Source organism: Trueperaceae bacterium (assembly GCA_036381035.1).
Classification (GTDB): Bacteria; Deinococcota; Deinococci; order Deinococcales; family Trueperaceae; genus DASRWD01.
On sequence record DASVDQ010000081.1, the window covers coordinates 19,812 to 27,532 of the forward strand.

7 protein-coding genes are annotated in these 7,721 nt (G+C 72.3%); 5 read left to right on the forward strand and 2 right to left on the reverse strand.

What is annotated here, in order from left to right:
- Positions 1 to 6 precede the first annotated feature (6 nt).
- Together VF202_09640 and VF202_09645 are read right to left on the reverse strand one after the other, a co-directional pair.
- The gene (locus VF202_09640) at positions 7 to 1,032 is read right to left on the reverse strand and encodes a sulfate ABC transporter substrate-binding protein (protein ID HEX7040363.1); all 1,026 of its coding nucleotides are present in this window, start codon (positions 1,030 to 1,032) and stop codon (positions 7 to 9) included.
- A gap of 123 nt (positions 1,033 to 1,155) precedes the next feature.
- Positions 1,156 to 1,479: a heavy metal-binding domain-containing protein gene (locus VF202_09645; GenBank protein ID HEX7040364.1), complete on the reverse strand. Its 324-nt coding sequence runs from the start codon at positions 1,477 to 1,479 to the stop codon at positions 1,156 to 1,158.
- Positions 1,480 to 1,668: 189 nt separating this feature from the next.
- Between VF202_09645 and VF202_09650 the strand changes: the two genes are divergently transcribed.
- The 5 genes from VF202_09650 to VF202_09670 all read left to right on the forward strand — a co-directional run.
- Complete coding sequence (locus tag VF202_09650) at positions 1,669 to 3,699, forward strand: AarF/UbiB family protein (GenBank protein ID HEX7040365.1); 2,031 nt, start codon at positions 1,669 to 1,671, stop codon at positions 3,697 to 3,699.
- 100 nt (positions 3,700 to 3,799) lie between these two features.
- Positions 3,800 to 4,261 (forward strand): cytochrome c, encoded by a 462-nt coding sequence (locus tag VF202_09655; GenBank protein HEX7040366.1) that lies wholly within the window; start codon positions 3,800 to 3,802, stop codon positions 4,259 to 4,261.
- Between the two features lie 38 nt (positions 4,262 to 4,299).
- Positions 4,300 to 6,255 (forward strand): Sec-dependent nitrous-oxide reductase, encoded by a 1,956-nt coding sequence (gene nosZ / locus VF202_09660; GenBank protein ID HEX7040367.1) that lies wholly within the window; start codon positions 4,300 to 4,302, stop codon positions 6,253 to 6,255.
- A gap of 64 nt (positions 6,256 to 6,319) precedes the next feature.
- Positions 6,320 to 7,480: a nitrous oxide reductase accessory protein NosL gene (locus VF202_09665; protein ID HEX7040368.1), complete on the forward strand. Its 1,161-nt coding sequence runs from the start codon at positions 6,320 to 6,322 to the stop codon at positions 7,478 to 7,480.
- Positions 7,477 to 7,721 (forward strand): hypothetical protein (locus VF202_09670; protein ID HEX7040369.1); only part of this gene is annotated, 245 nt, incomplete at its 3' end. The genes VF202_09665 and VF202_09670, both read left to right, overlap by 4 nt.

Here is a 7,721-nt window from a genome sequence, read left to right on the forward strand (position 1 = left end):
GCGGCCTCAGCGCCCGAAGAGCTGGTCGAACTCGCCGCCGTCGCCGAAGTGGACCCGCTGCGCGTTCGCCCACCCGCCGAACATCTCGTCGTCGATGCTCACCAGCTCCGTCTCGGCGAAGCGCGCCGCGTCCTCCGGGTCGGCGAGCGACATGTCGGCCGGCCGGTAGAAGTGCTTGGCGGCGAGCCGCTGGCCCTCGGGCGAGTAGAGGTACTCGAGGTACGCCTCGGCGACCTCCCGCGTGCCGTGCGCGTCGACGTTCTCGTCGACCACGGCCACCACGGGCTGGGCCAGCATGGAGACCGAGGGCACCACGACCTCGTAGTCCTCGGCGCCGAACTGCGAGACGATGAGCAGCGCCTCGTTCTCCCAGGCGATGAGCACGTCGCCGATGCGCCGCTGCACGAACGTGGTCGTGGAGCCGCGGGCGCCCGTGTCGAGCATGGCCACGTTGCGGTAGATGGCGCCGACGAACTCGCGCACCCGCTCGACGTCGCCGCCGTACTCCCGGTAGGCCCAGGCCCAGGCGGCCAGGTAGTTCCACCGCGCCGCTCCCGAGGTCTTCGGGTTCGGCGTCACGACCGCCACGTCGTCCCTCACCAGGTCGTCCCAGTCCTCGATGCCCTTCGGGTTGCCGGCCCTCACGACGAAGACCATCGTCGAGGTGTACGGCGACGAGCCGTTGGGCAGGCGCTCACGCCAGTCGGGAGCGATGAGGCCCGACAGCTCCGCGATCGCGTCGACGTCGGACTGCAGCGCCAGCGTGACGACGTCGGCCTGCAACCCCTCCACCACGGCGCGCGCCTGCGCGCCAGAGCCGCCGTGCGACTGGTTCACCACCACGGTCTCGCCCGTCTCCTCCAGCCAGTGGGCCGCGAACGCCTCGTTGAACTCGCGGTAGAACTCGCGCGTCGGGTCGTAGCTGACGTTGAGGAGCGTGACCTGGGCGTGGGCTGCCGACGTGAGGCAGAGCGCGACCGCGAGCGAGGCCGCGAGGGACAGGCGTGACGAGCGGGGCGTGGCAGAAACCATCGACACCTCGCATTCTCGTGCCCTCCTTGTGAGGACACGTGGAAGTTAGCACCGGTGACGGCGCCCAGCGGTCGCGAGCGATGCGGCGCGGTCGGCGTCCTCAGCGAAACTCGGCGCCGGGCCCTACAGCTTCACCGCCGTGCCGGAGGCGGTGACCATGAGCATGCCGCCGCCCTGGCCGAACGTGATGGACTCGTAGTCGAGGTCGACGCCGAGCACCGCGTCGGCGCCGAGCTCCTGCGCCGCCTGCCGCATCTCGGCGAGCGCGTTCTCCTTCGCTTCCCGCAGGCTCTGCTCGTACAGCGCGCTGCGTCCGCCGATGATGTCGCGGATCCCGGCCATGAAGTCGCGCAGGATGTTGGCCCCGAGGATCGTCTCCCCGGTGACGAGCCCGAGGTACTCGCGGACCGGCCTGCCCTCGACGCTGTGGGTGGTCGTGACGATCATGCGGCGAGGCTAACCCGTCCGCGGGCGCCCCGACACGGCCGGTCGCGGCGGCGGGCCCGGCGGGACCGCTCCGCCCCGCCTGTCGCGGCGGCGCGATCGACCGGTAGGGCCCGGCCTCGGACGGTCGTGGGGCCGCGCTCGTCCGGAAAGCGGTGGGCAGCGGCGGAGCGGCCGTACTAGGCTCCTGGCGTGCTCGACGTGCTCCTCAGCCTGCTGGTCGTCGTCGGCACCGCCTGGCTCGGCCGGGTGCTCCTCGACGCGCGCGAGCTCGGCTGGGGACGGCTGCTGCTGGCGGCCCTCATGGGCATCGCCGTGGGCGACGCCACGGCGCTGTTCCTGCTGGCGGCCGACGTCAGCGAGGTGCAGGCCGTCGACTTCCGGCAGCTCCAGCTCGTCTCCCTGCCGTTCCGGGTCGTGGCGACCATGGGCTCGATCGTCGTGCTGGAGCTCGCCTTCCGCCGCGGGCGCGCGGGCGTGGAGGGCGCCCGCGGGCCGACCTCCCGCCGGAGGCCCTTGCTGCGCCCCGGCCTGCTCCTGCGCGCGTTCGCGGTGTCGCGCGTGTTGGCGCGCCACGGCCTCGCCCCGCTGGTGGGCTGGGGCAGCGGTCGCGGCCGGACCCTCGGCGCGCGCGACCTCGCCGCCCGCGCCCGGCGGGCGTGCGAGGAGGCGGGCGGGGTCTTCGTCAAGCTCGGCCAGCTCCTGGCGACGCGGCCCGACCTGCTCCCGCCCGAGGCCCTGAGCGAGCTCGCCAAGCTCCAGTCTTCCGCCGCGCCCGTCGGCCGGGAGGAGGTGGCGGCGCAGGTCGAGGCGCAGCTCGGTCGGCCGCTCGAGACCGTGTTCGCGAGCTTCGACTGGGAGCCGCTCGGCTCGGCGTCGATCGCGCAGGCCCACGCCGCCACGCTGCGGGACGGCTCGCAGGTCGTCGTCAAGGTGCGACGGCCCGGCCTGGAGCGCGTCATCGACCACGACCTGGCGATCATCGGCTGGCTGGCACGCACGGCGGAGCGCCGCTTCCCCTGGGCCCGGCGCCTGGGCGTGGCGGCACTGGCGCGCGAGTTCGCCGACGCGCTCCTCGGCGAGCTCGACTTCACCGTGGAGGCCCGGAACATCGAGGAGGTCGCCAAGGCCGTCGCCGACGAGCCGCTCCTGCACGTGCCCGCGGTCCACGCCGAGCTCACGAGGCCGGGGCTGCTGGTCATCGAGCGGCTGGCCGGCTCGCCGCTCGCGGAGGCCTCGAGCGGCTCCGTCCTCGCCGGCTCGTCCGACGGAGAGCCTGCCGCCGGCGCCGACGGAGCGCCGCCGGCAGCGCGGCCCGGCGCCGGTGCCGAGCCCGACGCTCTGGCCCTCGCCGACGCCCTCTGCCGCTCCCAGGTGAGGGCGATGCTGGCGGGCGAGCGCTTCCACGGCGACCCGCACCCTGGCAACGTGCTGCTCCTCGACGACGGCCGCCTCGGGCTCATCGACATGGGCATCAGCAGCAGGCTGGACGCCTTCGAGCGTGCCGCCGTCTTCCAGATGCTGCTGGCGCTGCGGCACGAGCAGCCCACGCTCCTCTACGAGTCGATGGTGACGATCGGCGCCGTCGACCAGGCCGTCCACGACCCGGAGGAGATCGAGCGGGCGGTGGCGCGGTTCATGGCCGCCTACCTGGGGCCCGGCCTGCCGCCGGCGCGGGCCCTCACCGACCTGCTGCGGCTCACGCTCGAGCTGGGCCTGCGCCTGCCGCCCTCGACCAGCGCGATGTTCCGCGCGCTGGCGACCCTGATGGGGACGCTCGAGCAGCTCCACCCCGGCTACCCGGTCATCGAGCGGATCGCCGAGCTCGGCGGCGACGAGTTCGAGCGGCGCCTGATGCCCGGCTCGCTGGCCGAGTTCGTCCGCCAGGAGTGGACCGACCTCGGCCCGCTGCTGGCGCGCCTGCCGCGGCACGTCGACAGGCTCGCCACGATGGCGGAGCACGGGCGCCTCTCCCTGCGCGCCCGCCTGCTCGCCGACGCCGACGACCGACGGTTCGTCGAGCGCCTCCTCAACCGGTCCCTGCTGGCGCTACTCAGCGTGGGCACCGGCGTGGTGTCGGTGATGCTGCTGGGCCTGCCCGCCGGCCTCCGCTTCCCCTGGTTCGAAGTGGGCCTCTACGAGGTCCTCGGCTGGATCGGCCTCTTCATCGCGATGACGCTGATGTTCAGGGTGCTCCTGGCCGTGCTGCGCAGCGAGGGCTAGCCCGGTCCGCGGGGTCTTACGTCCCTACTCGCGCCCCTCTCCCGCCTGCAACGTGGAGGTCAGCATCCGGGTTGTGAACCGGGACGAGGAGGTTCCCGCAGTGAGCGACACCCAGGGACGACCCACCCGCGGGCGTGCCGGTGGCCCCAGGGCCCTCCGCCTCGCGACGGCGGCGCTGACGGTGCTGGCGGCGCTCGCCCTGGCGCAGGAGGCGGATGAGCTGCCCAAGGGCATCGGGCCCATCGCCGAGGTGGAGCTCGGCGAGATCGACCCGGAGAGGGTGGCCGCCGGCCGGGCGACGTTCGAGTCGCTGTGCTCGGCCTGCCACAGGTTCGGCGAGCGCTACGTGGGCCCCGACCTGCTCGGCGTCACCGAGCGCCGGGCGCCCGAGTGGATCATGAACATGGTCCTCAACACCAACGAGATGCTCTTCGAGGACGACACGGCGTACGGTCTCCTCGCCGAGTACATGACGCCGATGCCGCAGCTCCCGCTCACCGAGGAGCAGGTGCGCGACGTCCTCGAGTTCTTCAGGCACCAGGACTCCCAGCTCGGGAACTAGCGGGGAGGCGGACGCCTCCCTCGCCGAGGAGGTAGTGCATGGGTCCAAGGAGACGGCTCCTACTCCTGTTGGGAGCGGGGGCGCTGGCCGCGGGGCTGGTGCTGGCCCAGGGCGCCAGGACCGCGAGCCGCACCGCGAGCGACGCGGCCGCCCGCACGTTCGTGCCGCCCGGGCAGCACGACGAGTACTACGGCTTCTTCTCGGGAGGCTTCAACGGCCAGGTCAGCGTCGTCGGCCTGCCGTCCGGCCGCACGCTGCGCGTGATCCCGGTGTTCTCGCAGCACGGGGAGAACGGCTACGGCTACTCCGAGGAGACGAAGGCCCTCTTCAACACCTCGCACGGGCCGGTCTACTGGGACGACGCCCACCACCCGCAGCTCTCGCGCACGGACGGCGTCGCCGACGGGCGCTGGCTGTTCATCAACGGCAACAACACGCCGCGCATCGCCCGCATCGACCTGTCGACGTTCGAGACCGTCGAGATCATCGAGATCCCCAACGTGGGCGGCAACCACCCGTCGCCGTTCGCGACCTCGAACACCGAGTACCTCGTGGCGGGCTCGCGGTTCAGCCAGCCGGTCCCGCAGCGCGACATGCCGATCGCCGACTACCGGGGCAACTTCAAGGGCATGCTCACGTTCGTCTCCGTCGACCCCGAGGACGGCGAGATGGAGGTGGCCTTCCAGGTCCTGATGCCCGGCTTCGACTACGACCTGTCGCAGTGCGGCAAGGGCCCCTCGGCGGACTGGTGCTTCTTCTCCTCGTACAACGTCGAGGAGGCGCACACCCTGCTCGAGGTCAACGCCTCGCAGGCCGACAAGGACTTCGTCACGGCGGTGAACTGGCGCCGCGCCGAGCAGTGCGTCGCCGAGGGCGCCGCCAGCCGGATGCCGGTCCGCTACGCCCACAACGAGGTCGACGAGGAGACGGGCATCGCCGAGACCGAGTGGGAGGACGAGGTTACGGTCCTCGACCCGGCCGACTGCGAGGGGCTGGTCTACTTCCTGCCCACGCCGAAGTCGCCGCACGGCGTCGACGTCGACCCGACCGGCGAGTACATCGTGCCGGGCGGCAAGCTCTCGGCCACGATCGCCGTGCACAGCTTCAGCAGGATGCTCGAGGCGATCCAGAACCGCGACTTCGACGGCGACGCGTACGGCATACCGATCCTGAACTTCGACGCCATCGTCGCTGGCCAGGTCGAGCGCGCCTGCCTCGGTCCGCTGCACAACGAGTTCGACGGCAAGGGCAACGTCTACACGTCCTGCTTCATCACGTCCGAGATCATCAAGTGGCGGCTCTCCGACTTCCAGGTCGTGGACCGCATGCCCGTCTACTACTCGATCGGCCACCTGATGATCCCCGGCGGCGACACCGTCGACCCGTCGGACGACTACGTGATCGCGCTCAACAAGATCACCAAGGACCGCTTCCTGCCCACGGGGCCCGAGCTGGCCCAGTCGGCGCAGCTCATCGACATCAGCGGCAACACGATGGAGATGCTGCTCGACTTCCCGACGATCGGCGAGCCGCACTACGCGCAAGGCATCGCCGCCGAGAAGGTGGCGCCGCACAGCCGGACGATCTACAGCCTGGCCGAGAACGAGCACCCCTACGCCACGAAGAGCGAGGCCGACGTGCGCGTCGAGCGCGACGGGGACGTGGTTCACGTCTACATGACCTCGATCCGCTCGCACTTCGCTCCCGACGTGATCGAGGGCATCGAGGTGGGCGACACCGTCTACTGGCACGTCACGAACCTCGAGCAGGACTGGGACGTCCCGCACGGCTTCGCGGTGCAGGGCATGGAGTCCGCGAACGTCCTGATCATGCCGGGGCGGACGCTGACCGTGAGGTGGGAGCCCGACGCCCCCGGCGTCTACCCCTTCTACTGCACCGACTTCTGCTCGGCCCTCCACCAGGAGATGCAGGGGTACGTCCGGGTCTCCCCGGCCGGCTCCGACGTCGCCCTGAGCTGGAGCGTGGGGCGCTAGCCGCGTGCGCGGTCGGCCCGGCCGCAGCGGTCGGGCCGACCGACCTCGCCGAGGAGGGAGACCGATGAGACCCCGGGAAGGACGTCTGAGCCGGCTGGCGCGAGGCCTCGTGGCCGTGGCCGCGCTGCTCCCCCTCCTGACGTTCGTCTGGCCCCTGTGGCACTACCGCTTCGAGGCGCCGCAGTACCCCGAGGGCCTGGCCATGCAGATCTGGACCTCGCGGCTCACGGGGCGCGTTGACCTCATCAACCAGCTCAACCACTACGTGGGCTTCATGCAGCTCGACGCCGCGGAGTTCTGGGAGCTGCGCGTGCTGCCCGTCGCCGTGGTGGTCGTGTCGGCCGCCGGTCTGCTGGTCGCCGCCCGCGGGCTCCGGCGCTGGCTCACGGCCTGGCTCGTCGGCTACGGCGCCTTCGCCGTGGCCGGCATGGCCGACTTCTTCCGCTGGCTGTGGCGGTTCGGGCACACCATAGACCCGCGCGCCGCCATCACCATGGAGGGCTACACGCCCCCGATGCTCGGCACCAGTCAGTTCATGAACTTCTACATCACGGCCTGGCCGGGCTGGGGCGCCGTCGCGCTGGCCGGCGGCTTCGTGCTGGGCGCCCTCGTGCTCGCCGGCGTCTGGTTCCTCTCGCGGCGGCGCGTGAGGGCGCTGAGGCCCGTCGCGACCGCGGCCGCCCTGCTCGCACTGCTCGCGCTGGCGGCGTGCTCGGCGCCGAAGCCGGTGCCCATCGTCGTGGGCGAGGACCTGTGCGCGTTCTGCGGGATGCAGGTCTCCGACCCGCGCTACCCGGCCCAGGTGGTCACGAGGACGGGCAAGGCGTACAAGTTCGACTCGCTCGAGTGCATGCTGTCGTTCCTCCACGAGGGCCACGTGGCCGCGCGGGACGTGCACTCGCTGTGGGTCACCGACTTCGCCAGGCCCGGCCGGCTCCTCAGGGCCGAGGAGGCCCGCTACCTGAGAAGCGGGGCGCTCCGCAGCCCGATGGGCCTGAACGTCGCGGCGTTCCGCACCCTGGGCGAGCTGGAGGACGTGCGGGCCGAGGTGGGCGGCGTGGAGGTGCGCTACGCCGACCTCGAGGCGCTGGTCGTCCAGTCTGGCCTCCTCGAGAGGGTCACGGACGAGGGCGGGCACGGGCACGCGCCGCTCGGCGACGGGTCCCCTGACGAGGCGTACGCGGCGCCCGCCGGAGCCCTCGCGGCCTCCCCCGCGGCCCCGTGAGGCCCTGCGCCCGGTCGGCCGCACTGGCCGCCACGGCGGCCGTCGTGCTCGCCCTGGCCGCGAACGGCGCCGCCTCCGCGGTCATCGCCGTCTGCCCCGACGGCTGCGCGCACTCCTCGATAACCGACGCCCTCGCGGCCGCCGAGGACGGCGACACGGTCCTCGTGCGCGCCGGCACCTACCGCGAGGGGCCGCTGGTCGTCGACAAGCGGGTCTCCCTGGTGGGCGATGGCTGGCCGGT

Bases quoted from the DNA above. Each gene is read 5' to 3' on its own strand.
- VF202_09640 (HEX7040363.1), bottom strand. From the start codon at position 1,032: ATGGTTTCTGCCACGCCCCGCTCGTCACGCCTGTCCCTCGCGGCCTCG.
- VF202_09645 (HEX7040364.1), bottom strand. From the start codon at position 1,479: ATGATCGTCACGACCACCCACAGCGTCGAGGGCAGGCCGGTCCGCGAG.
- nosZ (HEX7040367.1), top strand. From the start codon at position 4,300: ATGGGTCCAAGGAGACGGCTCCTACTCCTGTTGGGAGCGGGGGCGCTG.
- VF202_09665 (HEX7040368.1), top strand. From the start codon at position 6,320: ATGAGACCCCGGGAAGGACGTCTGAGCCGGCTGGCGCGAGGCCTCGTG.